This is a genomic window from Clostridium cylindrosporum DSM 605, from assembly GCF_001047375.1.
GTDB lineage: Bacteria > Bacillota > Clostridia > Clostridiales > Caloramatoraceae > Clostridium_AB > Clostridium_AB cylindrosporum.
Genome location: NZ_LFVU01000028.1, coordinates 161996 through 187296, shown reverse-complemented (window position 1 = coordinate 187296; position 25301 = coordinate 161996). Strand labels below are relative to the sequence as shown.

Sequence of the window (25301 nt, the reverse complement as noted above, 5' to 3'; positions counted from 1 at the left end):
AGAAAATTAAGGAGACGAAATGAGTAAGTATTTAACAGAGAAGAAATGGATAATAGTTATAGCTATTATATGTTCAATTTTATGGGGAAGTGCCTTTCCAGTACTTAAGATTAGTTATCTTGAAATGGGAATAGAAGCAGATACATGGGCAAAAATTCTACTCGCAGGAATGAGGTTTTTCTTAGCATCAGCAATTATATTTGTAATTTTGAAGTTATTTATAAAGGAGCCTTTAGCTGTTAGTTTAAAGGAATTAAAAAGGTTTAGTATTTTAGGAATATTTCAAACAGCAGGACTGTATTTGTTTTTTTATATTGGTTTGTCAAATACATCAGGAGTTAAAGGTGCTATATTATCCTCTGCAGAAAATTTCTTTGTAGTAATATTAGCACACTACATATATAAAAATGATAGAATAACAAATAGCAAAATTTTAGGCTTAGCTCTAGGATTCTTAGGAATAATATTTGCAAATTGGGGTAGGGAAATAGGATTTGAATTTAGTTTGATTGGTGAAGGATTTATGATTATATCTACAGTTTCAGGGGCTATTGCAACCATACTTTGCAAAGAAATTTGTAAGGATATACATCCATTTGTAGTAAATGCCTATCAGATGATGATAGGTTCATTGATTTTAATCATATTAGGTATTGTGTTTAAAGGTTATGAAGTAATGGTGTTTACACTACTATCTATTGGACTTTTAGCATATTCTGCACTATTATCATCAATAGCATTTTCCCTTTGGTTCGCCTTGCTTAAATATAACAAAGCAGGCGAAATTACAATATATAGATTTGTTATTCCAGTAGCAGGGGTAATACTTTCAGCTATGTTCATACCAGGTGAAATATTTAACTTATATATTATTATTTCCTTAGTTTGCGTTGCCTTTGGTGTTGCAAGTGTAAATAGAATTAAATCATAACTAAAATGTTAGCCTTAAATTTTAAGGCTAACATTTTTTAATATACTTAAAGTGAGATATACTTATAAAGTAAATTCCCCATTTTCGAATATTGTAATGCTTTCATTAGAGTAAGTAGTAACATTTATTTTAAGGTCCTTAGATCCTACCATAAAGTCCTCATGTGATATTGAAACATTGGCCCCAAGGGATAAAAGTTCATCATCACTTAGCTTGTCACCATTTTTAATGTTGGTTGGATAGCAGCTTCCAAGTGCAAAATGACAAGAGGCATTTTCATCAAATAATGTGGAGTAGAACACAATATCACAGGAGTTGATTGGTGATGAATAGGGAACAAGTGCTACTTCACCTAAGTATGATGATCCTTTATCTATAGAAAGTAAACTCTTTAGTATATTTTCGCCGCTTTTGGCACTAAAGCTAACTACCTTACCTTTTTCAAATGTAAGGGAAAAGTCTTCAATTAGACTACCACGGTAGTTAAGAGGCATTGTACTTTTTACTGTTCCATTAACAGATTCTCTTAGAGGCACAGTAAATACCTCCTCTGTTGGAATGTTGGCTACGAAATATACTTCCTTTTGACTATTTTCTCCTCCTCCTTGCCAAATTGCATCCTTTGGAAGGGTTAGGGTTAAATCTATAGTAGATGATTTGTAATGCATTGTTTTTATATGTAAATTATTTAGATGCTTTACTCTATTTTCAAGGATTTCAAGGTGTTTATCCCATTCTTTTATAGGGTCATTTGTATCTACTTTAGTAATTTTAAATATTGTGTCATATAATTTTTCAAGTGCCTCCTTTTCTGCAATGTCCGGGAATACTTTTGTAGCCCATTTTATTGATGGAATTTGTGCTACGCACCATGTTGCCTTAGAGGCTGAAACATAGTCATCATGATTTTTAAGCGCAGTGCCAGCAGCTTTAGAGGAAGTTGATATTTTTATAGGGTCAATGCCTACTAAAAGATCAGGATCTGGACTTTTTACATAAAGGTATGCTGCATTTTCTCTGTCTGATGTTTCAAACATAGAAACTAAAAATTCAGGGAAAAAGCTTAAATAGGAATCTTCGCATTCTTCATATCTTAATCTTACAGCCTCGTCACATTGCCAATTGATATGTACATATTTTGCCCCTTCTCTATAGGCTTCTCTAGAAATGTCTAATGCGAAATCTTTATGTTCAATTGATGTAGTTAATATGAGAATTTGACCTTTTTGAATGTTTACACCTTTTTTTACAAGTAACTTTGCATAATTACTTAATTTTTCTTTAAATGTTAGCATACTTATCCTCCTTGGAATTTCTTTTCATGAATTTCAGAATAACTAAAATTATTACAATAAATAAAACACTTAAAGTAATAAAAATTTTGCCTACATTAGCTGCATGGGCAAGAAAAAAATCTTCAGGCATGATATTGATGATAATACTAGTACTTTCATCTAGAAGCCAATAGTCATTGGAAAAAAGCAGTTTATGAAATACTATAAAACTTTCACTAAAGTTAATAAATGCAAAATATAAAAATAAAAATATTATTATTGTAGTATAAATAAAGTATTTGATGCTTTTTCCTAAAAGCGAATATATTGATTTAGTTTTCTTTATATACATAAATGTTGATATTAATATTAGCAATATACATAAAATTAAAATGTATTTTGAAGTAAGGAATAGATTTTTAACATCCTTCATATGTATTATTTCTTCATTTGTAAAATATCCTTTTCGATTAAGGTTTGAAAAGTCATTTTTTAAATATCCAATTACCTCATCAGCTATAATTTCAGGGCTTATATTTCTTTGTTTTACCATTTCATTAGAGTATATATTGTTTAACTTAAATTGTGTAATGTAAAAGTTTTTATTATAGGCTGATGAAAATATTGATACTATTAATATGGTAAAAAATATAGAAATTGATATAATAATAGGAAATAGCTTTTTCATAATGCCTCCTTTAAATTTAATTTGTTTTAATTTATTATATCATTTTAAGTATAACAGAGTTAGGAAAAGCATAGGGAGAAAACTAATTTCATTAATTAGTTTAAAATAATGAAAGGTGATAGTAAAAATAATGATAGATAAAATTGATTTGAAAAATAGTATTAGTGAAATAGAAAAGGAATTAGAGGGTAAAAAGAAGGTCTCAAACGCTATAAGTTTTATAAGACTTATAGTAGCCGTAATAATAATAGTATATGCAGTAAAATCGCTAAGTGGAGGAATTAAGCCTCTAGAGGGACTTTTTGCAATTAGTGGGATATTATTATTTATTGTATTTGTTGTTATGCACTTAAAAGTAAAATATCATGAAAGGTACCTAAATTCTAAGATTGAAGTATTAAATGAATATATAGAAAGATTAGAAGGAAAATGGGTTCAATTTAATGATTTTGGAGAAGATGCAATAAATAAGGACCATTCATATTCAAGTGACTTAGATATATTTGGAAAAGGATCATTGTTTCAATTGATAAATACTACGAAAACTTTTTTAGGGAGACTTCATTTAGTTAATACTTTAAAAGGGAATTATGATTTTGAAAAATTAGGTATAAAGCAAGAGGCTGTTAAAGAGTTAAGTTCAAAGCTTGACTTTGATATAGAACTTCAAACGCTTGGATCACTTAATTTAGATCAGGACAAAGATCCTAAATTTCTTATTGACTATGCTGAAAGTAGAGAATGTATTCATAATAATAAGGTCTTTAAATTTATAATATATTCTTTACCTGTTATTTTAATAGTTTTTGCATTTTTATCATATCTCACATTATCAAAGATTTTTTTTAATATAACATTTGTAGCTCTTATTATTAATATAGCACTAAATGGATACTTCCTTATTAAAGGATACAGGGGATTTTCTAAGGTAAGTCCTTTTAAGAAAAATATTAAAGCATACCTAAATATTATACAGTTAATAGAAAAGGCCGAATTTAAAGGAGATTATCTAAAAGAGATTCAATTCACTTTTAAAAAAGATTTGTTAGGGAGTAAGGTTATAGGCAAGTTAGAAAGTATAGTTAACTGCATAGATTTGCGTTACAATGCGATAGCTTATTTTATACTTAATATAATTTTTTTATGGGATTATCAATGTATGTTTTCACTTGAAGATTTTAAGGTAAGGTATGGTAACAAAATAGGAGAATATCTTAATGCTATTGGAAAGCTAGAAGAAGTCATAAGCTTAAGTGTAATAGAACAGATTAATTCTAAAACAGTATATCCAAATATTGAAATGAATAAAGGTGTATTTATAGATGCAAGTAAACTTGGGCATCCTTTAATTAAAGGTGAGTGTAGAATAACTAACGATATATCAATAGATAATGAAATAGTAATAATTACAGGATCTAATATGTCTGGAAAAACAACATTTCTTAGAACAGTTGGAATAAACCTAGTTTTGGCGTACTCCGGGGCACCTGTTATAGCAGAGAGATTTTCTTCATCTATTATGAATATATTAACTTCAATGAGAATAACAGATAATTTAGAAATGGGTATTTCAACATTTTATGCGGAACTTATAAGAATCAAGAAAATAATAGAGTCATCTAAAAAAGGTGAAACAATGATTTTTCTTATTGACGAAATATTTAGAGGAACTAATTCCCAGGACAGAATACTTGGAGCTAAAAATGTTATAAGAAGTCTTTCTAAAAATGGAGTAATAGGTTTTATATCTACACATGATTTTGAATTATGTGATCTAGAAAGTGCTAACATTAAAAATAAACATTTTCAAGAGTATTATGAAAATAATCAAATATTATTTGATTACAAAATAAAGCCAGGAATGTCTACAACTAAAAATGCTAAGTACCTTATGAAATTAGTTGGAATAGATATTGAAGAATAAGATATTACCATAAAAGAAAAGGATCCATCTTAAATTTATCTAAGAGGAGAACATATGAAACTAACTAAGGAAAAATTAAAGAGGAACAATAAAAGTAATGTTTTAGGGGTAATTATTTTTTTACTAATAGTGATTTCCATAGAAACATCTTTAAATAAGCAAAAAGAACCTATAAAAGAAACGATAAATAACAAAATTACAATGCCTATGGAAAAGAATATAGTGGAACAGAATAAAGAGTTAGACCGGATAGAATATATTATAGAAAATGATAAGAATGGTTATGTTCAATTAGTTAATAAAGATAATCCAGTAAAAGATATTGATATATTAGATGACTTAGTTGTTCCAAAGGTTAATTTAGTCGCTGAAAAGGATAATGATAAGAATCTTCTAAGAAAGGAGGCTGCTAAGGCATTAGAGGAGATGCTTGATGCAGCTAAGAATGAAGGAAATATTAATATATTTCTTAATAGTGGATATAGGTCTTCTGAAAGACAAGTTAAAGTATATAATGCAGAAATAAAAAAAGTTGGAGAATCAGGTAAGGGCTATGTTGCACTGCCGGGACATAGTGAACACCAAACAGGACTAGCAGTTGACTTAACATGTAAAGAACTTAAATTTCATGTTGAGGATGGCTTTCATAGTACTGATGAAGCTAAATGGCTAATGAATAATTCCTATAGGTTCGGATATATTCTAAGATATCCAGAGGGTAGGGAAAAGGAAACAAGATATAATTATGAACCCTGGCATTATAGATATGTAGGGAAAGAAATAAGTACATATATGAAAAAAAATAATCTTACTCTTGAAGGGTTATATAAACATATAGACAAGTAGAGTAATAAATTGATACTATTTAGCTGTAGGGATTTCACCTACAGCTTTTTAATTAATAGGGGGAAGATATATGGATCTAAGTTTACTAGAAAAAATAACATCTATAAATAATATTATATATGGGCAGGCGAAGGAAAAGTTAGATTCCTTAATAAAGCCTATTAAAAGTTTAGGAGGTCTTGAAGAGATTGCAGCAAGATTATGTTCCATTCAAGAAACCTTAACTCCAAATCTTACAAAAAGAATTGTGGTAGTCATGGCATCTGATAATGGTGTATGTGAGGAAGGTGTTGCATCTGCACCACAAAGCGTAACATCTATGCAAACGATTAATTTTCTTAGGGGTATAACTGGAATAGCTGTAATTTCAAAGGCGAATAATACTGATTTAAAGGTAATAGACATTGGTGTTTTAGAGGATATTTATTATGAAGGACTTGAAGTTCGAAAGATAAGAAAAGGTACTAGAAATATAGCTAAAGAGCCTGCTATGACAATGAAGGAATGCCTAGATGCTATAGAAGTTGGTTTTAATACAGTAAAGGATTTAAAGTCAAAGGGGTATAGCATAATAGGAACTGGAGAAATGGGTATTGGAAATACGACAACTAGTTCATCTCTTTTAATTGCTTTAACTGGATGCACAGTAGAGGAAGCAACAGGAAGAGGTGGAGGACTTACAGATGAACAGTTTCGTCATAAAAAAAGGGTAGTAGAGAAAATAATTAAGTTACATAAAGATAATTTAGATAACCCGATTGAGGCTTTGAGAAGAGTTGGGGGACTCGATATCGCAGGTCTTGTAGGACTTTATTTAGGTGCAGCATATTACAAGTTGCCTATAGTAATTGATGGATTTATATCTGCTGTTGCAGCTCTTTGTGCATATAAAATAAATAAATACTCAGTAGGATATATGTTTGCATCTCACATTTCTATGGAAAAAGGGTATATGATAGCATTAAGTGAACTTAATTTAAAAGCTATGCTTAATCTTGATATGAGACTTGGTGAAGGTGTTGGTTGTCCACTTGCATTTAATATTATGGATACAGCAACTAAGGTTATAAGCGAGATGGGTACTTTTGAAGAAGGGAATGTTAATCTTGCAGATTATAAGGATTTATGGAGGGATGAGAATTGATACTTGTAACAGGTGGTGCTAGAAGTGGAAAGTCAAGTTTTGCTGAGGGGCTTTTGAAGGATTTTCAAAGAGTTCTTTATATAGCTACATCAATTCCATTTGATGATGAGATGAAAGATAGAGTTATAAAGCATAAAAAAGATAGACCAAATTACTGGGATACATTAGAAAAGCATAAGGAATTTGATAAAGATTTTTCTGAAAGCATAGCTTCTTATCAAGGGATTATTCTTGATTGTGTTACTATTATGATATCAAATATAATACTCGAGATATGTGAAAATAACACAAGTGAAGAATTTAAAATTGCTGAGGAAAAAGTTATGAATGAGGTTAAAAAACTTACAGATATCTTTAAAGAATTTAATGGTAAAGTTGTCTTAGTTACAAATGAGGTGGGCTTTGGAATTGTACCTGAAAGTAAACTAGGTAGGTACTTTAGAGATATTGCAGGCAAAGTTAATCAATTTTTAGCAACTGAATCTGAAAGTGTATATCTTGTAGTATCTTCAATTCCAATGAAAATAAAGTAGGTGACTAAATGAGAGTATTTTTACTTATTTTACAGTTTATGACTAGAATACCTGTTAAAAAAAACTTAGATGTTACCAGGGAAGATTTTGCCCGTGGGGCAATTTACTTTCCTATAATAGGGCTTATAATAGGTTTTGTTGTAGCTGGTTCTATTTATATATCAAATATGATTTTTTCGCCCTATTTAACAGCCTTAATTGGAGTTATTGTACATACATTTATTACAGGTGCTATACATTTAGATGGATTTTCAGATACATGTGATGGGATTTTCTCAGGGAGAAGTAAAGAAAGAATTCTTGAGATTATGAAGGACAGTAGACTTGGGACATTTGGTGGGGTAGGACTCATTCTTTTGATTTTACTAAAGTGGACACTGTACTTTGAGACTATCAATATGCTTAAAGTGAAAAGTATGTGGTTATATCCTTTATTTATAGTAGTATTACTTGCACCTGTAGTAGCAAGGTCTATTGTTTTGTTTTTCATGTATAAAAGAAAGTACGCAAGGGAAAATGAGGGACTTGGAGATTTGTTTATTGGTAAGATATCTATTAGGGAACTTTTTATAAACCAAGTTTTTATGGCAATTATAGTAAGTTCTATTAGCTATAAAATAATGTTAATATACGTATTAACATTATTAGTTATGATATGCTTTAGAAAATATATTGAAGGAATATTAAATGGGATTACAGGTGATATATTAGGTTGTTCTATTGAAATTTCAGAAGTAGTATTTATGATTTTATCATTAGGAGTGATAAATGTATTATGGAACTAATATTTGTTAGGCATGGTGAAACAGACCTTAATTTTAATAAGAAGTATCAAGGTAGAATAGACACTAGCTTAAATCAAGAGGGAATTAATCAGGCAAAACAACTAAAAGATAAGCTGAAGAATTTTAAGATTGATAAGGTCTATACATCTCCTTTAAAAAGAACTAAGGAAACACTTGAAATTTTACTAGGAGATAATCAGGAGAATATCAGCATTTATGAAGAAATCAGGATACAAGAAATTGATTTTGGTTATTGGGATGCTGTTTCATATGACAAAGTAATGTTAGGATATGAAAAAGAATATGAAGATTTTTTAAGAGATTATAAGAACTTTACATTTCCAGGTGGAGAATCATTTAGGGATTTTTATAAAAGATGTGTAGAATTTTTATTAGATATAGTAGATCCTAAAAGTAGTGAGAGGGTTTTAATAGCTACCCATGGTGGTGTTATTAGAGTATTTTTGTGTCACATGTTAGGTTTATCAAAGGACATGTTTTATAACTTTAGTGTAAAACAAGGTTGTTATACTAGGATTTTAGTATATGAAGGAATTAATTTAATAGAGGAAATTAATAAGTAAGGCGCTTTTTATAAGGCGTCCTTTTTATTGTTAATCTGGTAAATAACTTTGGTTGACATATGTATTTTAAAAGAGTTAAAATTTTATAAATATAATACTAAAATGATAATAAAGTTTGGAGAGAATATATGTTAAAACTTAGACCACACCATATTGTGTGCTTGAACTTTTATAAAGGAATTGGATATAGTGAAAACTTTGTTTCTAATATGGATTTAATAGTCAACAAAATTAAAAATAACCCAGAAACAAAAATATTAATATGCTCACAGGCTGATGATATATGTAAAGAGTGTCCACATCTTCAGATTGGTAAGTGTACTTGTGAGGATAACATAAGTAAGATTGATAAAAATGCTTCATATTATTTGAATTTAGAAGTAAATTCAATCTATAAGTATAATGAGTTAGTTAAACTTAGAAATAAGTATTTAACAAAAGCTAACTTTGAAAAGATATGTAAAGATTGTCAATGGTACAAGGATGGAGTGTGTAAATAACTCCATCCTTTTTAATTTATAATAGTTTTTTAATAACTAGTGTTGTGGCTTCATTAATACATATGTTATATAAAATCCCGGTAAAAAGACATATAGAAAAATATATCAGTGTTTTTTTAAATAGTTCCTTATTAGTTAAGTGTGCTTTATTAGAGGTTTTTACTATTTTGTATGAAAAAAATATAAATAAAAACCAAGGGGTAATTCCTTCTATAGAAAGTATAGGAACTAAAAACATAGTAGCTATAAAAGGTAGTGCGAAAATAGGTATAGTAGGCATGGTCTTATTCCTTTCTAAAATAATTAGATCTAATAATTATGTCACTATATTCCACTGATTTATTTAAAAGTGAAATTTTATTAGTAGGTAAATTGTTATATTTTAGTTCTCCATTTGATAAATAAGTGTAGTTAAGTTTTGTGTTAAGAAGGTTTCTTCCTACACTTGTATAAGTATAATTTTTTTCAGGTATTCCCATTAAATAAGATATTGTAGGTAGTATATCAATTTGACCTCCATAGGTTGAAATAACCTTAGGAGATGATATATCCTTGGAGTATATTATAAAAGGTACTTTGGAATAGTTATCTTTCATCCAAGGTTCATATGAAGAATTTTTAATTTCGTCTTTAAAGTACTTGTGTGGTCCTTCATGGTCACCATATATAACAACAACAGAATTATTTAATATACCCTTTTTATCTAATAGATTTACAAACTCACCAATTGCTGAATCTGTATAATTAACAGATTCAAAGTAAGAACCAATTATTTGACCTTTAATATCTTTTGAGACATCAAGATTAACATGTTCCTTAGGAAGCTTGTAAGGAGTATGACTAGAAAGAGTTATAGAAAAGCTATAAAATGGTTTTGGCTGCTTTTCTAAAATATTCGCCAATTGATTTAAAAAACTTCTATCACTTAATCCAAGGCCAATTGTCTCATCAATATTTAGTGAAGTTGAATCTACACACTTTTCAAAGCCTATAGAAGAAAGGGAAGGAAGCCAATTCCAATATGAACCCCTATCAGGATGAGTAGCAATTGAACTATAACCTGATTTCTCCATTAAATTTGGAAGAGAAGCATAATATTTATTTGAAGGAAATCTGAAAAATGTGCTTCCGCGTCTTACAGGAAATATAGAAGTATTAGCCATAAATTCAGCGTCTGAAGTAGTACCTTCATGTGTTTGTTCAAGAAAATTATCAAAGTAAATACTATTTTTAAGCAGTTTATTAATGTTAGGGGTAATCTCTTGGCCATTATTGCTTTTGCCTATAACGAAATTTTCAAGGGACTCAACTTGAAGTATTATTAAGTTCTTTCCTTTGAACATTGCATTAAAATTATTTTTCGGGAGAAGTTCAGCTTTATTTTCAAAGAAGGTTTCAATCTTTAACTTTTCACTAGATGTAATATTATAAGGTTTACTATCCTTTAAGTAGTTGTATATATCGAACAAATGATAACCTATGGGAGTTAGGTTAGACATAGTTTGATTTTGCGCCCAACTATTTATAAATATTGTTTGGTTGTAAAAGCCCTTGTTTAGCTTATCTATTTTAATATGGGCATATGTTAAATATATAGTTGGAACTAAAAAAAGTATCATAAACGAAGAAATATCTCTTCTAAATAGGTCATATCTTTTTTTAATTCGAGTTAGAAATATTCCGATTAGAAATAAATCTATAAAAAATATAACATCAAGCAATCTAAACATAGAAAAAATGCTACTTGAAAGATTTTCAAGGTTAGATGTATAACTAATTAGATGTAAAGATAAAAATGAGCTATTGGCTCTATAATATAAAATGTCACCTAAAATGATGATAGTTAAAAATATATTTAGCACAAATAAGGATATAAGGTGATATTTGGAGTTAAACAAATATGAAAAAGATAAAAAAAGTAGTATAAAACTGCAATAAACAAGCAAAGGTGGAGCGCTATAAAATACTGTTTTTAAGTTGATCCTAGTAGCAGTATCACTTGAGGTTATAAGAATAAAAAGTAATATTTTTATAAATAAGGCTAAGGTGCTACTTGAAAATGCCTTATTTTCGAATATTCCTTTGATTTTATAAGGTAATGTTAGGAGTATTCTAGGAATTTCTAACCTAGTTAATAAAATTTTTTTTAGTTTCATCCATAAATTCCTTTCATAAGTAATTCTCAATTTAATAATGGTATATTTATGTAAATGTTAAGAATAGGTAGAAAACAATGACAATAATCTAACAATACGTAAAAGTTACTTTGTTACAAATTTCACGCTATTTTTTAGAATTATTAAGTCATAATTATATAATATATAATAAAAATGTAAAATGTCCTATAGGTGATTTCGCATTTTTATTAAATTTATCATGAATAAAATAGTCACTATTTAATAAAATAAAAATGGGAGTTTAAATGCTATACACTAATAGGTACATAAGTAATAATAAAATAGGCATTGTAGGCTACACTGGGTACATAAATGAAATTTTAAATTTATACAAGTTAGGCTAAGCAAATAGTAATTTACTAAAATAAGTAGCATTTACTTATTAAGAAATAAAGGGTATATTGGAAAAAACTATTGATAAAATTTTGGCAATTGTTAAAGGGTATGAATAAAACTTTATTTAAAATTAAACAATTGTTGATTTTTTCTAACAATAGAATTAAAATTAAAGATAAATAATCAAAAATTAATAAACTTCTCAGATGACAGTAGTGAGAGATACCTATTAAATTAGGAGCCGAAGAAGCAATGTAAAAATAAAAAGGCAGGTTTTTATAAAAACTTTCAGGCAAATGAATCATTACTTGATGGAACTCTGGAAAGTCTTAATTAAGCACCGAAGGAGAAATACATGGCTTCACGTGAGCATGTAGAAACTCTCAGGTAACAAGGACAGAGGATAAACTGCTAGAATTTAGAACTTAACTTTTTTTAGATATCCTTAGTAACATTTGCGGTTTTTATGGGGTTTGGTAATCAAGGGATATGTATTTTGAAAGTTCAAATTAACATGTCTTTTTGTGATGTTACTAAGACTATACCTAGGTTTATATCTAAAATTTAATTAAAGGTTCTAAATATTTAACTTTAACGGAATGAAGGGAGGATAAAATTATTATGAGTAATTTAAAGAAAACACCTCTTTTTGATGCACATCAAAAAGTTGGAGGAAAAATCGTAGAATTCGCAGGTTGGGAAATGCCAATTCAATATGAGGGATTAGTTGAAGAGCATACAGCTGTTAGAACTCAAGCTGGTATATTTGACGTTTCACATATGGGTGAAGTTGATATTACTGGACCAGATGCACAAAAATTCGTTGATTACCTAGTAACTAACGACATTGCAGGTCTTGAAAACACTCAAATAGCATACAACTTAATGTGTAACGAAAATGGAGGTATCGTTGATGACCTTCTAGTATACAAGTATGATGAAAACCACATGTACCTTGTTATAAATGCTGCTAACATCGATAAGGATGTTAAGTGGATAGAAGAAAAAGCTAAGGGATTTGACGTAAAGGTTGAAAATGTTTCACCAGAAGTTGCAGAAATTGCAATCCAAGGACCAGAAGCACAAGCTATTCTTCAAAAGGTATCTGATGTTGATCTTAGCACAATCAAATTCTTCTACTTCAACGATTCAGTTAATGTAGCAGGAGTTAAGTGTCTTGTTTCAAGAACTGGATACACTGGGGAAGATGGATTCGAAGTATATACTACAAACGATGCAATAGAAAAAGTTTGGAATGCTCTACTAGAAGCAGGTGCAGACGTTCTTAAGCCAGCAGGTCTTGGTGCAAGAGATACTCTAAGATTTGAAGCTGCACTTCCTCTATATGGAAATGAAATGAGTGATACTATATCACCACTAGAAGCAGGACTTGGATTCTTCGTAAAGCTTGGCAAGGCTTCAGACTTCATTGGTAAGTCAGTTCTAGTTAAGCAAAAAGAAGAAGGTCTAAAGAGAAAGACTATTGGATTTGAAATGAAGGAAAGAGGTATTCCAAGACACGGATATGATGTTGTTAAGGATGGTAAGGTTATCGGTGCTGTTGCAACTGGTTACTTCTCACCAACTCTTCAAAAGACAATAGGAACTGCTCTAGTTGAAGCTGAATACGCTGAACTTGGAACAGAAATTGAAATCCAAATCAGAAACAAGACTGCTAAGGCAGAAGTTATCAGCAAGAGATTCTACACAAAGAAGACTAAACAAGAAAAGAAGTAATTAAGATTTTTAAAATAAAATAAATTAAAATAAAATAAATTTTTTTAAATTTAAGGAGGATATTATAATGAAAGTTGAAAGCGGACTACTTTATACAAATGATCATGACTGGGTAAAGGTTGAAGGAAATAAGGCATATGTAGGAATTTCAGACTACGCTCAACACCAACTAGGAAGCATCGTTTACGTTGAACTTCCAGAAGTAGATTCAGAAGTTGCTGCAGGAGACACTGTAGGAGTTATCGAATCAGTTAAGGCTGCAACAGATATGCACACTGCAGTAAGCGGAACAATTGTAGAAGTTAACGAAGATGTAGAAGGAGATCCAACTCTTCTTAACACAGATGCTTATGCTAACTGGATATTCGCAATCGAACTAAGCGATGCATCAGAACTTGATGGACTAATGACTTCAGAAAAGTATGAAGAATTCCTAGGTCAGGAGGCATAATATATGTTTCCATATATACCAAATACTTGTGAAGAAAGAGAGGCTATGCTTAAGTCTATAGGTATGAATTCTATAGATGATCTATTTAGCGATATTCCAGAAGAATTAAAGCTAAACAGAAGACTTGACCTTGAGGCTCCATACTCAGAGTTAGAAATAAGCAGAAAGCTTTCTTCATTAAGTAATAAGAATTTAACTACTGATGAAGCTGTATGTTTCCTTGGAGCAGGTGCATATGATCACTATGTTCCATCAGCGATTTCACATATAGTTTCAAGATCAGAATTTTATACTGCATATACACCATACCAACCAGAAATTTCACAAGGAACTCTACAAGTTATATTTGAGTACCAATCACTAATTTGTGAACTTACTGGAATGGATGTTGCAAATGCATCAATGTACGATGCTGCAACAGCAGTTGCAGAAGCTGCTATGATTTCAGCATCTTCTACAAGAAAGAAAAAGATAGTTGTATCAAAGGCAGTACAACCAGAAGCTAGACGTGTACTTGCTACATACATGGATTTTAACAATATTGAACTTGTTGAAGTTGATGTTAAAGACGGTGTTACTGACCTTGAAAAGCTTGAAGCTGTAGTTGATAACAAGACAGCTGGGGTTATTATTCAAAGCCCTAACTTCTTCGGATGTATCGAAGATGCTGAAGCAATTGAAAAGATAACTCATGCTAACAAGGCAAATCTTGTAATGAGCGTTGATCCAATATCACTTGGAATTCTTAAGACTCCAGGGGAAATTGGTGCAGATATAGTTGTAGGTGACGGTCAATCACTAGGTAACTACCTAAGCTTTGGTGGACCATACCTAGGATTCATGGCTGTTACAAACAAGCTTATGAGAAAGATACCAGGTAGAGTTGTTGGTCAAACTGAAGATTCAGAAGGAAAGAGAGCTTTCGTTCTTACTCTTCAAGCTAGAGAGCAACATATTAGACGTGAAAAGGCTACTTCAAATATCTGTTCAAACCAAGGGCTTATTGCTTTAAGAGCGACTATATATATGTCACTTCTTGGTAAGAAGGGTATTAAGGAAGTTGCAACTCAATGTCTTCAAAAGGCACACTACGCATTTGATAAGCTAGTTGCTACTGGAAAGGTTAAGCCTGTATATAATGCTCCATTCTTCAAGGAGTTTGCGGTTGAACTTTCAAGTGACGTAGATGCTGCTAATGCAAAGCTTAAGGAAGCTGGAATTATCGGTGGATATAACCTAGGTAATGACTATGAAGACCTTAAGAATGCAACACTAATCTGTGTAACAGAAAAGAGAACTAAGGCTGAGATTGATAAATTAGCTGATGTATTGGGAGGAATATAACGATGAATCAATATAACAGTTTAATATTTGAAGTTTCAAAGCCAGGTAGAGTAGGATATACGCTTCCTAAATGTGATGTTGAAGAAAAAGAAGTAAAGAGTATTCTTCCAGAAGGTCTTCTAAGAACTGAGGATGCAAAGCTTCCAGAAGTTGCAGAAAACGAAGTTGTAAGACACTTTACAAATCTTTCAAATAAGAACTTTGGTCTTGATACAGGATTTTATCCACTAGGATCATGTACAATGAAGTACAATCCTAAGATAAACGAAGATATCGCTAATCTTCCAGGATTTAAGAATGTTCACCCATACCAAAGTGAAGAAACAGTGCAAGGTGCACTTGAGCTAATGTATGATTTATCAGACAGACTAGCTGAACTTACAGGAATGGATAGCGTAACGCTTCAACCAGCTGCAGGAGCTCACGGTGAAATGTTAGGTCTTATGATAATGAAGGCTTACCATAGAGAAAACGGACAAGAAAATAGAAATAAGATAATTGTTCCTGATTCAGCACATGGTACTAACCCAGCTTCAGCTGCAGTTGCTGGATTTGAAATAGTAGAAATTAAGTCAAATAGTGACGGTTCAGTTAACATTGATGCACTAAAGGAAGCTTTAGATGAAAATGTTGCAGGACTAATGCTTACTAACCCAAGCACACTTGGACTATTTGAAACAAACATAAAGGAAATTGCAACTCTTGTTCATGAAGCAGGCGGACTTCTATACTATGATGGAGCAAACATGAATGCTATCATGGGTATAACAAGACCAGGGGATATGGGATTTGATATAATCCACTTAAATCTTCATAAGACATTCTCAACACCTCATGGTGGTGGAGGTCCAGGAGCAGGTCCTGTTGGAGTTAAGGCAAGACTTGAAAAGTATCTTCCAACTCCAGTAGTTACTAAGAGTGGAGATAGCTACAAGCTTGACTACGATAGACCAAGCTCACTTGGAAAGATTAAGAACTTCTATGGTAACTTCGGAATCTCAGTTAGAGCATATACTTATGTTCTTACAATGGGAGCAGAAGGCCTTAAGTATGCTAGTGAAACTGCAGTACTTAACGCTAACTACATGAAGGAAACTCTAAAGAAGCATTACTCACTTCCAATGGACCAATTATGTAAGCACGAATTCGTACTTGCAGGAATAGGTGGATTATCAGAAGTTTCAACTCTTGATATAGCTAAGAGACTTCTTGACTACGGATACCATCCACCAACAATTTACTTCCCACTAATAGTACATGAAGCAATGATGATTGAGCCAACAGAAACTGAAAGCAAGGAAACTCTTGACAAGTTTATGGACGCTTTAATTAGCATAGCTAAGGAAGCTAAGGAAAATCCAGAACTAGTTAAAACAGCGCCTCATACTACAGAAGTAAAGAGACTAGACGAAGTTAAGGCTGCTCTAAAACCTGTTCTTAAGTGGAGTGCTCAATAACTAGAAGCTAGGAAGGTGTAATACTAATGCAAATGGATGTTGTTGTTATTGGTGGAGGCCCAGGTGGATATGTAGCTGGTATTAAGGCTGCACAACTTGGCGCTAAAACTTGTATAATTGAAATGGATAAGGTTGGAGGTACATGTCTTAATAGAGGATGTATACCAACAAAGGCTTTATATAGAAATGCAGAAATACTAAACATACTTCATGAAATTGACGAGTTTGGTATTAGCGTTCCTTCATATGAAGTTGACATAAATAAAGTTCATGATAGAAAAGAAAAGGTAGTTAGTACATTAGTTACAGGAGTTGAACAACTTATTAAGGCTAATGGAGTTGAACTAGTATCAGGAAAAGCTACAATTAAGGATAAAAACACAATTGTGGTTACTCTAAACGATGGTGAAACTAGAGAAATAACTACTAAGAATATTATTATAGCTACTGGTTCTGAGCCATCAATTCCTTCAATTGAAGGAGCAACTCTAGAAGGAGTTCTTACAAGTAACGAAATACTTGAGCTTCGTGAAATTCCAAAGAGACTTCTAGTTGTTGGTGGTGGAGTTATCGGAATGGAGTTTGCTGGTATATTCAATTCACTAGGAACTGAAGTAACTGTACTTCAAAGTGGTGACAGAATTCTTAAGTTTGCTGACTCAGATCTTACAAAGAGACTTGTTGCATCAGTAAAGAAGAAGGGTGTAAACATGCAACTTCATACAAGAATTCAAAAAATTGAACAAGGAGATGGATGCTTAAAGGTAGTTGCTGAAGGTAAAAAAGGCGAAGTTACTTTTGAAGCAGACAAGGTACTTATGTCAATTGGTAGAACACCACTTGTTAAAGGTATAGGACTTGAAGAAGTTGGTGTAGAATTCGACGGAAGAGGAATCAAAGTTAACGATAAGTTTGAAACTAACGTTGAAGGAATCTACGCTATAGGTGATGTTAACGGAAAGAGCATGCTTGCTCACGCTGCATCACATCAAGGAATTACTGTTGCTGAATTAATTATGGGTCACTCAAGTGATGCGGACCATAGCTTAGTTCCAAGCTGTGTATTCGTATTCCCAGAACTTTCAACAATAGGACCTTCAGAGGATGAACTTAAGGCTGAAGGTAAAGAATACAAGGCATCTAAGTTTATGTTTGCCGCTAATGGTAAAGCATTATCTCTTGGAGAAACTGAAGGTCTTGTAAAGGTACTAGCTGACATGGATGACACTATAATTGGGGTTCACATTCTAGGTCCTCATGCATCAGATCTTATCCATGAAGGAGTTTTAGCTGTATCAAGAAAGCTAAAGGTTAAGGATATTGCGGATACAATTCACGCACATCCAACTCTTTCAGAAAGCTTTGTTGAAGCTGTTTTAGGAATCAACAACGAAGCTATTCATATGGTACCAAAAAAGAAGTAATTAAAATAAGTGCACTTTAAAGGCTGTTAACTTTTGTTAACAGCCTTTTTTAATTATTAAATGAATTTATTAATTTAAGTTTTTGTTTTCTTGTGAGCTTTTTTATTGCATATTCTCTTTTCATAGCGTCTTTTTTATCAAGAAACTGTTCATAATAAACTATTTTTACAGGAAGTCTTGCTCTTGTATATTTAGATGCTTTTCCCTTTAGATGCATAGAAAGCCTTTTACTAAGGTCATTTGTCCATCCTGTGTAAAGGCTTTTATCATTACATTCTAAAATATATGTATAATTCATAATCATCACCACTTTTATTATATCTATTGGTTAATTACAGAACAAGAATAAATAAAAATATATTTAAAAATTATAAAAATTGATGTTGACATTGTATAATATTTCATTTACAATTAGTGCAAAGATTAATTGAAATATTTTCAAATCGTTGAGTAAGAGAAGTAGGCATTTTGGAGAACGCAGAGAGTCGATGGATGGTGTGAATCGATTTCAAAGGAATGTTGAATGGACTTACGAGAGGAAACTGAAATCATTATGAAAGTAGGGGACACGGCTTCCACCGTTAAAGGGATAGGATATCGAAAATAGTTTTTTCTGTATCTGAATTTGAGATAAGTGCTTTTGCATTTAATTAGAGGTGGCACCGCGTTAGTATACATCGCCCTCTATAGGTATATAACCTATAGAGGGCTTTTATTTTTTTGAAAGAGGGGATTGTTTTGAATATAAGTAAAGATGAGTTTAATACCTTACTAAAGAATAAGAAAAATTTTATTATAACTAATGCTATTAATGGAGATGAATTAACGCCTATTGGAGTTTTTCAGAACCTAACAAGTAAGAACAAAGCTCTACTTGAAAGTATAGGAAAAGATGGAAATAAGTCTAGATATTCTATTATAGCAATAACTCCATATAAAAAAGTTTATGGTGAGAAAGATATTATAAATATTGTAGATGAAAAAGGAAGCGAGACTTTAAATATAGATCCTTTAGAGTATTTAAAGATTGAAACAAATAAAGATATAAAAAGTGACTTTCCGTTTTTAGGAGGAGCTATAGGTTACTTTGGATATGATATGAAAAAGAACTATGAAAATATTGCAGATGCTAAGAGAGATACATTGAATGTTCCTGATTTTTATATGATGTTTTATAAAAACTATATAATATTTGACCATCTAATGGATACTGTTTATTTTGCAAAAACTATTTTAGCTGATGAAGATAATCCTTTATATGAGGAAATAGAGAAAGAATTTAGTAGTCTTGAAAAAGAAATTACAACAAATAGAGATATAAAGTCTATAGATCAAGGTGAAAAAATAGAATTTAATAGTAATATGGAAAAGTCACAATTTGAGAAAATGGTAACTACTGCAAAGGAATATATTAAAAATGGAGATATATTTCAGGTTGTACTTTCACAAAGATTTTCAGGTAAATTTACTTCGGATGAATTTTCTATATATAGAAAGTTAAGAAGGGCTAATCCTTCATCATATATGTTTTATATTGAATACGATGAATTTAAGGTTTTAGGATCTTCACCTGAAAGCTTAATTAGTGTGAAAGACGGAATTATAAAAACAAATCCCATAGCTGGAACTAGAAAAAGAGGAAATAATGACTTAGAAGATGAAAAAATTATCGAAGGGCTTTTAAATGATGAAAAAGAAGTTGCAGAACACTTAATGCTTGTTGACCTTGGAAGAAATGATGTAGGTAGGGTTAGTGAAATTGGAAGTGTTAAGGTAGAAAGTATGCTTAATCCTCAAAAGTACTCTAGAGTGATACATTTAACAGCTATGGTAAGTGGCAAGATAAAAAAAGATATTCATCCATTAGAAGGATTTAAGTCAGTATTCCCTGCAGGAACACTCTCTGGAGCACCAAAAATTCGTGCAATGGAAATTATTAATGAGCTGGAAGAAGATAAAAGAGGGGTATATGGTGGTGCAGTAGGCTATATTTCTTTCAATGGAGATATAGATTTTGCTATAGCAATCAGAACCGCTTTGTTAAAAGACAGTATTGCATATGTTCAAGCAGGCGCAGGTGTTGTTTATGACTCAATAGAAGAAAATGAATACTTTGAAACCTATAATAAGGCTCTTGGAGTTATGGAGGTAATGGGATGATTTTAATAATAGATAACTTTGATTCATTTACTTACAATGTTTATCAATATATAGGTAATCTTTATAAGGATATAAAAATATATAGAAATAACGAAATAACAATAGATGAAATAAAAATGTTAAATCCAAGAGGAATAATAATATCTCCAGGGCCTAAAACTCCTAAGGATGCGGGAATTTCAATGGATGTTATTAAGGAATTTTATAAAACTACTCCTATACTTGGAATTTGTCTTGGACATCAAGCAATAGGAGAGGTTTTTGGGGGAGAAGTTATAAGAGCTGAAAAAATAATGCACGGAAAAACATCGAATATAAATCATGATGGTAAGGGGCTTTTTACTGGCATAAATAAGCCTTTAAGAGTTATGAGATATCACTCCTTAGTTATATCTAAAGATTCTACCCTAGATGAATTTGAGGTTACAGCAAAATCAGAAGATGATGATGAAATAATGGGAATATGTCATAAGAAATATCCACTTCATGGGGTACAGTTTCATCCAGAATCAATTTTCACTGAAGATGGTATGAAGATAATTGAGAACTTTATAAATCTTATAAGGTAGTTTAGGAGGGGATAATATGGGGATTTTAAGAGAGTATCTACTAAAAATATCAGAAAAAAATGATTTAAGCTTTGAAGAAGCAAAAGAGGTTAGTAAGCACATATTAAGTGGTGATGTAACAGAGGCAGAAATTGGGGCGTTTCTTTTATCACTTAGAACAAAGGGAGAAATTGATAATGAAATCGCCGGAATGGCAAGTGGAATGAGGGAAGTTGGTACAAGGTTCAAAGGGGTTAATGGATTTATAATTGATAATTGTGGAACCGGTGGAGATAACCTTGGAACATTTAATATATCAACAACTGCATCTTTTGTTTTAGCAGGTGCAGGACTTAAGGTTGCAAAGCATGGAAATAGATCAATAAGTAGTAAAAGTGGAAGTAGTGATCTTTTAAGTGAGCTTGGTGTTAAAATAGATTTAGACGCTTCTAGAATTGAAAATATACTTGAAGAAGTTGGGATAGTATTTTTATTTGCACCTAAGATGCATCCTCTTATGAAAAATGTTATGCAAACAAGAGTGAATCTTCAGGTACCAACAGTTTTCAATTTACTTGGGCCACTTACAAACCCATTTGATTTAGATGGGCAGCTCCTTGGTATATATAGAAGGGAGCTTGTACCTAAAATAGCTAGTATTTTATCAATTTTAGGTAGAAAAAATGCAATAGTAGTTAATGGTTTTGGCGGAATGGATGAAGCATCACTTGAAGGAGAAAACTATATTGCGGTGCTGAGAGATGGAATTGTAGAAGAAAAATATATAAGTGGAAGTGATTTTGGATTTAATACTATTAAGAACTCTGAACTTAAAGGTGGTACACCTAAGGAAAATGCTAAAATCACATTAGACATATTAAATGGTAAAAAGGGAGCCCATAGAGATATTGTTATATTTAATGCGGCACTAGGCCTTCTTGCATCAAACTTCGTAAGGGATATTAAAGAAGGGGTTGAAATAGCAACAGAGTCTATAGATTCAGGAAAGGCAATAAATAAACTTAATTTACTTGCTAAGGAGAGTAATCGATAATGAGAAATATATTAGATGAAATAATTGAATACAAAAAAAGCATAGTTGAAGCATTTAAAAGAAAGCCTATTTCCTTTGTAGAAAAGGTTAAAAACAATCCATATGTAAGTATAATATCTGAGGTTAAAAGAGCATCTCCATCAAAGGGAGATTTGAATATAAATCTTGACCCGAGAACACTATCTAGTGAATATGAAAGACTTGGAGCTACAGCAGTATCAGTTTTAACAGATAGTAAGTATTTTAAAGGTTCATTTGAAGATTTAAGAATGGTTCGTGAAAGTGTTAATATTCCTGTACTTTGCAAGGATTTCGTTATAGATAAGGTTCAAATTGATTATGCAAAGCTAACAGGTGCAGATATAATACTTTTAATAGTCGCTGCACTTAGTGATGAATCATTAAAGGAACTTTACGATTACGCAAGAAGCTTGGATTTAGATGTTATAGTTGAAGTTCATAATGAAGAGGAAGTTAAAAGGGCTCTTAAGATTTCACCAAGAATTATAGGAGTTAATAACAGGGACTTAAAAACATTTAAGACAGATATAAGTATAACGTTAAAGTTAGCCCAAATGATTAAAGAATCTGGTGCTATATTAATAAGTGAAAGTGGAATTACAAGTAAAGAGGATATAGAAACTTTAAGCAAAGCTAAAATAGATGCAGTTCTTGTTGGGGAAGGATTTGTAAAGTCAAATAATTTAGATGAAAGTTTTAATGGATTAAGGATAGAAAAAAATGTGTAATACTCTAGTTAAGGTATGCGGAATAAAAAGTCCTGAAATAGGAAAATGTGTATATGCCGCAGGTGGAGATGCTATAGGACTTGTGTTTGCTAAAAGTAAAAGACAGTTAACACTTAGTGAAGCAGTTAACATTTCAAAGGACTTACCAAAGGATATTTTGAAAATTGGAGTTTTTGTAAACGAACCAATAGAATCTCTTATGAACTATGTAAATAAGGTAGGACTTGATATAGTTCAGCTTCATGGAGACGAAAGTAAGGAATACTGCGAAAAAATCAAACTTCCAGTTATTAAGGCTTTTTCAATTAAAGAAAGATCTGATATAGAAAAGGCATATGAATACAGGAACCTTTATGGATATTTATTCGATGCAAAATGCGAAAAATACAGAGGTGGAGAAGGAAAAGTCTTTGATTGGGATATGCTAAAGGATTTACCTACCTATATAAAGGATAGGTTAATCCTAGCAGGAGGACTTAACATTTCAAATGTAGAGGAAGCAATTAGGGAAGTAAATCCCTTTATGATTGATGTAAGTTCAGGTGTTGAGATAAACTATAATAAAGATGAGGCTTTAATTAAGGAATTTATATCATTAGTTAAAGAAACTAAGTAGGAGGATTAATATGAAAGATTATAACTATCCAAAAGAAGGATACTATGGTGAATTTGGTGGAAGATTTGTTCCTGAGGTTCTAATTAAGCCTGTTCTAGAACTTGAGAAAATTTATAAAGAAATTAAAAGTGATGAGGAATTTATTAAAGAATTTGAATACTATTTAAAAAACTATGTTGGTAGAGAAACTCCACTATACTATGCTGAAAACCTAACAAAATATGCAGGTGGGGCTAAGATATATCTAAAAAGAGAAGATCTTAATCATACAGGGGCACATAAAATTAATAATGCACTAGGACAATGTCTAATGACCAAAAGAATGGGTAAGAAGAAGGTTGTTGCTGAAACTGGTGCAGGACAACATGGAGTTGCTACAGCTACTGCATGTGCACTGATCGGTCTTGAATGTAAGGTTTTCATGGGAGAAGAGGATGTAAAAAGACAAGCACTAAACGTATTTAGAATGAGAATGCTTGGTGCAGAGGTTGTAGAGGTAACATCAGGTAATGGAACACTTAAAGATGCTGTTAATGAAGCTTTAAGATATTGGGTAGAATGTTCAGAGGATACTCATTATTGTATAGGAAGTGTAGTAGGACCTCATCCATTCCCAGAGATAGTTAGAGACTTCCAAAGTATAATTGGTAAAGAATCAAAGAAACAAATATTAGAGGCAGAGGGAAAACTGCCTGACGCAATTGTGGCATGTGTGGGAGGTGGAAGTAATTCAATAGGAATTTTTCACCCATTTATTAAGGATGCTGAAGTTGCACTTTATGGAGTTGAGCCTGGAGGGTTAGGGCCTGATAAACACGCTGCTACTGTAGCATATGGTAGAGTTGGAGTACTTCATGGTTCTAAGATGTTATTAATTCAAGATGAAAATGGTCAAATAATAGAGCCATATTCAATATCAGCAGGACTTGACTATCCAGGAGTTGGACCAGAACACTGCTTACTTGCAAAAACTGATAGAGCGAAATATGTAATTGCTACAGATGATGATGCAATAGAAGGATTCAAAACATTAACGAAGCTTGAGGGAATTATTCCAGCTATAGAATCTGCTCATGCAGTAGATTATGCAGTGAAACTTGCTAAGACAATGGATAAAGATAAAATTATAATAATTTGCTTATCAGGTAGAGGTGATAAGGACGTTGAAAGGTTAAGTTATTTAGTGGAGGAAGAAAATGAGCAAAAATAGGATAGAGAGCCTTTTTGAGACTCTAAAAGAGAAAAATAAAAAAGCATTTGTTGCATATCTTATGTCAGGTGAGAATTCACTTGAGAAAACAAAACAAGACGTATTAAAACTTGAAGAATTGGGAGCAGATTTAATTGAGCTTGGAGTACCATTTTCAGATCCAGCAGCTGATGGTGAAATCATACAAAAAGCAGGAATAAAAGCACTTAAAAATGGGGTGTCCATAAAAGATGTTTTAAGTTTAACTGCTGATATTAGAAAATCAAGCCAAATTCCAATAGTTATAATGACATACCTAAATCCAATTCTTTCACTAGGTGTTGAAGAATTCTTTTTAAAGGCTTCAGAAGCAGGAGTGGACGGAGTAATTATTCCAGATGTTCCTATTGAAGAGTCTTCAATTGTTAAAGATGAAGCTGATAAAAGAGGAATATCATTTATTCCACTTGTTACTTTAACATCAACTGTGGAGAGAATAGAGAAAATATGTAACTTAGCAAGTGGATTTGTTTATTCAGTTAATATACTTGGAGTTACAGGCAAAATGGATAAAATATCAAGTGGTGCGACAGAGTTATTACAAAGGGTAAAATCAATTTCAAGTGTACCTGTACTTGCAGGATTTGGGGTATCTACTCCAGAAAAAGCACGTGAAATGAAAAAGAATTGTGATGGTGTTATAGTTGGAAGTCAAATCATAAAACTTATAAATGAAAATAAATTTCAGGATATTAAAAAGTTAATTGATGCATAAAATTATGTTTTATAGACATAATTGCAAAGAGTCTTAATATGTAAAATTAAGACTCTTTTTTAATATTTTTCAATT

At 31.5% G+C, this 25301-nt stretch carries 24 protein-coding genes, 1 riboswitch and 1 other annotated feature; of the genes, 20 read left to right on the top strand and 4 right to left on the bottom strand.

The features are described from left to right. Nucleotides 1-19 precede the first annotated feature (19 nt). The gene (locus CLCY_RS11750) at nucleotides 20-931 is read left to right on the top strand and encodes a DMT family transporter (protein ID WP_048571340.1); all 912 of its coding nucleotides are present in this window, start codon (nucleotides 20-22) and stop codon (nucleotides 929-931) included. A 62-nt stretch (nucleotides 932-993) separates the two neighbouring features. Here the strand turns inward: CLCY_RS11750 and CLCY_RS11745 are convergent, their stop codons facing one another. Beyond that, the gene (locus CLCY_RS11745; RefSeq protein WP_048571339.1) at nucleotides 994-2226 is read right to left on the bottom strand and encodes an aminopeptidase; all 1233 of its coding nucleotides are present in this window, start codon (nucleotides 2224-2226) and stop codon (nucleotides 994-996) included. After that, complete coding sequence (locus tag CLCY_RS11740; RefSeq protein WP_048571338.1) at nucleotides 2213-2893, bottom strand: TIGR01906 family membrane protein; 681 nt, start codon at nucleotides 2891-2893, stop codon at nucleotides 2213-2215. The genes CLCY_RS11745 and CLCY_RS11740 overlap by 14 nt, the downstream gene beginning before the upstream one ends. 130 nt (nucleotides 2894-3023) lie before the next feature. Here CLCY_RS11740 and CLCY_RS11735 point away from each other — a divergent pair, with 130 nt between their 5' ends. The 7 genes from CLCY_RS11735 to CLCY_RS11705 all read left to right on the top strand — a co-directional run bounded on the left by CLCY_RS11735 (nucleotide 3024) and on the right by CLCY_RS11705 (nucleotide 9209). Continuing rightward, nucleotides 3024-4817, top strand: coding sequence for a MutS family DNA mismatch repair protein (locus tag CLCY_RS11735; protein WP_048571337.1), 1794 nt, complete (start codon nucleotides 3024-3026; stop codon nucleotides 4815-4817). Between the two features lie 54 nt (nucleotides 4818-4871). After that, nucleotides 4872-5663 (top strand): M15 family metallopeptidase, encoded by a 792-nt coding sequence (locus CLCY_RS11730; protein ID WP_048571336.1) that lies wholly within the window; start codon nucleotides 4872-4874, stop codon nucleotides 5661-5663. Between the two features lie 70 nt (nucleotides 5664-5733). Continuing rightward, a complete protein-coding gene (cobT, locus tag CLCY_RS11725) occupies nucleotides 5734-6807 on the top strand; it encodes a nicotinate-nucleotide--dimethylbenzimidazole phosphoribosyltransferase (protein ID WP_048571335.1) in 1074 nt (357 codons plus the stop codon). Beyond that, on the top strand, nucleotides 6804-7340 hold the full coding sequence (cobU, locus tag CLCY_RS11720) for a bifunctional adenosylcobinamide kinase/adenosylcobinamide-phosphate guanylyltransferase (RefSeq protein WP_048571334.1): 537 nt from the start codon (nucleotides 6804-6806) through the stop codon (nucleotides 7338-7340). The genes cobT and cobU overlap by 4 nt, the downstream gene beginning before the upstream one ends. Nucleotides 7341-7348: 8 nt before the next feature. Then, nucleotides 7349-8125, top strand: a complete 777-nt coding sequence (gene cobS / locus CLCY_RS11715) for an adenosylcobinamide-GDP ribazoletransferase (RefSeq protein ID WP_048571333.1) — start codon at nucleotides 7349-7351, stop codon at nucleotides 8123-8125. After that, entirely contained in the window at nucleotides 8116-8709 is a 594-nt protein-coding gene (gene cobC / locus CLCY_RS11710; RefSeq protein ID WP_048571332.1) for an alpha-ribazole phosphatase, read from the top strand. Before cobS ends, cobC begins: the two co-directional genes overlap by 10 nt. Nucleotides 8710-8837: 128 nt before the next feature. Then, the gene (locus CLCY_RS11705; protein ID WP_048571331.1) at nucleotides 8838-9209 is read left to right on the top strand and encodes a DUF1284 domain-containing protein; all 372 of its coding nucleotides are present in this window, start codon (nucleotides 8838-8840) and stop codon (nucleotides 9207-9209) included. 284 nt (nucleotides 9210-9493) lie between these two features. Here CLCY_RS11705 and CLCY_RS11695 read toward each other — a convergent pair whose 3' ends face one another. Next, a complete protein-coding gene (locus CLCY_RS11695) occupies nucleotides 9494-10939 on the bottom strand; it encodes an LTA synthase family protein (protein WP_161797128.1) in 1446 nt (481 codons plus the stop codon). A 1092-nt stretch (nucleotides 10940-12031) separates the two neighbouring features. Next, nucleotides 12032-12132, top strand: a riboswitch (glycine riboswitch). Between the two features lie 211 nt (nucleotides 12133-12343). On the opposite strand from CLCY_RS11695, the gene gcvT reads away from it, so the two are divergent. The 5 genes from gcvT (at nucleotide 12344) to lpdA (ending at nucleotide 18135) form a co-directional block, all read left to right on the top strand. Beyond that, nucleotides 12344-13459 (top strand): glycine cleavage system aminomethyltransferase GcvT, encoded by a 1116-nt coding sequence (gcvT, locus tag CLCY_RS11690; RefSeq protein WP_048571328.1) that lies wholly within the window; start codon nucleotides 12344-12346, stop codon nucleotides 13457-13459. A gap of 67 nt (nucleotides 13460-13526) precedes the next feature. Further along, on the top strand, nucleotides 13527-13910 hold the full coding sequence (gene gcvH / locus CLCY_RS13650; RefSeq protein ID WP_048571327.1) for a glycine cleavage system protein GcvH: 384 nt from the start codon (nucleotides 13527-13529) through the stop codon (nucleotides 13908-13910). Nucleotides 13911-13913: 3 nt separating this feature from the next. Next, a complete protein-coding gene (gene gcvPA, locus CLCY_RS11680; protein ID WP_048571326.1) occupies nucleotides 13914-15254 on the top strand; it encodes an aminomethyl-transferring glycine dehydrogenase subunit GcvPA in 1341 nt (446 codons plus the stop codon). A gap of 2 nt (nucleotides 15255-15256) precedes the next feature. Beyond that, the gene (gcvPB, locus tag CLCY_RS11675; RefSeq protein WP_048571325.1) at nucleotides 15257-16711 is read left to right on the top strand and encodes an aminomethyl-transferring glycine dehydrogenase subunit GcvPB; all 1455 of its coding nucleotides are present in this window, start codon (nucleotides 15257-15259) and stop codon (nucleotides 16709-16711) included. 26 nt (nucleotides 16712-16737) lie between these two features. Beyond that, nucleotides 16738-18135: a dihydrolipoyl dehydrogenase gene (gene lpdA / locus CLCY_RS11670; RefSeq protein ID WP_048571324.1), complete on the top strand. Its 1398-nt coding sequence runs from the start codon at nucleotides 16738-16740 to the stop codon at nucleotides 18133-18135. A 49-nt stretch (nucleotides 18136-18184) separates the two neighbouring features. Here the strand turns inward: lpdA and CLCY_RS11665 are convergent, their stop codons facing one another. After that, nucleotides 18185-18433, bottom strand: coding sequence for a GIY-YIG nuclease family protein (locus CLCY_RS11665; protein ID WP_048571323.1), 249 nt, complete (start codon nucleotides 18431-18433; stop codon nucleotides 18185-18187). Nucleotides 18434-18572: 139 nt separating this feature from the next. Continuing rightward, nucleotides 18573-18823 (top strand) — a binding site (T-box leader). A 50-nt stretch (nucleotides 18824-18873) separates the two neighbouring features. On the opposite strand from CLCY_RS11665, the gene trpE reads away from it, so the two are divergent. From trpE to trpA, 7 genes are read left to right on the top strand one after another with little or no spacing between them, the layout of a single operon-like run. Continuing rightward, the gene (gene trpE / locus CLCY_RS11660; protein ID WP_242844976.1) at nucleotides 18874-20295 is read left to right on the top strand and encodes an anthranilate synthase component I; all 1422 of its coding nucleotides are present in this window, start codon (nucleotides 18874-18876) and stop codon (nucleotides 20293-20295) included. Beyond that, nucleotides 20292-20864 carry an anthranilate synthase component II gene (locus CLCY_RS11655; RefSeq protein ID WP_048571322.1) on the top strand — a complete coding sequence of 191 codons (573 nt, stop codon included), beginning with the start codon at nucleotides 20292-20294 and terminating at the stop codon, nucleotides 20862-20864. The genes trpE and CLCY_RS11655 overlap by 4 nt, the downstream gene beginning before the upstream one ends. 16 nt (nucleotides 20865-20880) lie before the next feature. Next, entirely contained in the window at nucleotides 20881-21897 is a 1017-nt protein-coding gene (gene trpD, locus CLCY_RS11650) for an anthranilate phosphoribosyltransferase (protein WP_048571321.1), read from the top strand. Further along, nucleotides 21897-22646 carry an indole-3-glycerol phosphate synthase TrpC gene (trpC, locus tag CLCY_RS11645; protein ID WP_048571320.1) on the top strand — a complete coding sequence of 250 codons (750 nt, stop codon included), beginning with the start codon at nucleotides 21897-21899 and terminating at the stop codon, nucleotides 22644-22646. The genes trpD and trpC overlap by 1 nt, the downstream gene beginning before the upstream one ends. After that, nucleotides 22639-23262 (top strand): phosphoribosylanthranilate isomerase, encoded by a 624-nt coding sequence (locus tag CLCY_RS11640; protein WP_048571319.1) that lies wholly within the window; start codon nucleotides 22639-22641, stop codon nucleotides 23260-23262. Before trpC ends, CLCY_RS11640 begins: the two co-directional genes overlap by 8 nt. 10 nt (nucleotides 23263-23272) lie before the next feature. Beyond that, nucleotides 23273-24472, top strand: coding sequence for a tryptophan synthase subunit beta (trpB, locus tag CLCY_RS11635; RefSeq protein ID WP_048571318.1), 1200 nt, complete (start codon nucleotides 23273-23275; stop codon nucleotides 24470-24472). Further along, the gene (gene trpA / locus CLCY_RS11630; RefSeq protein WP_048571317.1) at nucleotides 24459-25226 is read left to right on the top strand and encodes a tryptophan synthase subunit alpha; all 768 of its coding nucleotides are present in this window, start codon (nucleotides 24459-24461) and stop codon (nucleotides 25224-25226) included. Before trpB ends, trpA begins: the two co-directional genes overlap by 14 nt. Nucleotides 25227-25301: the final 75 nt, after the last annotated feature.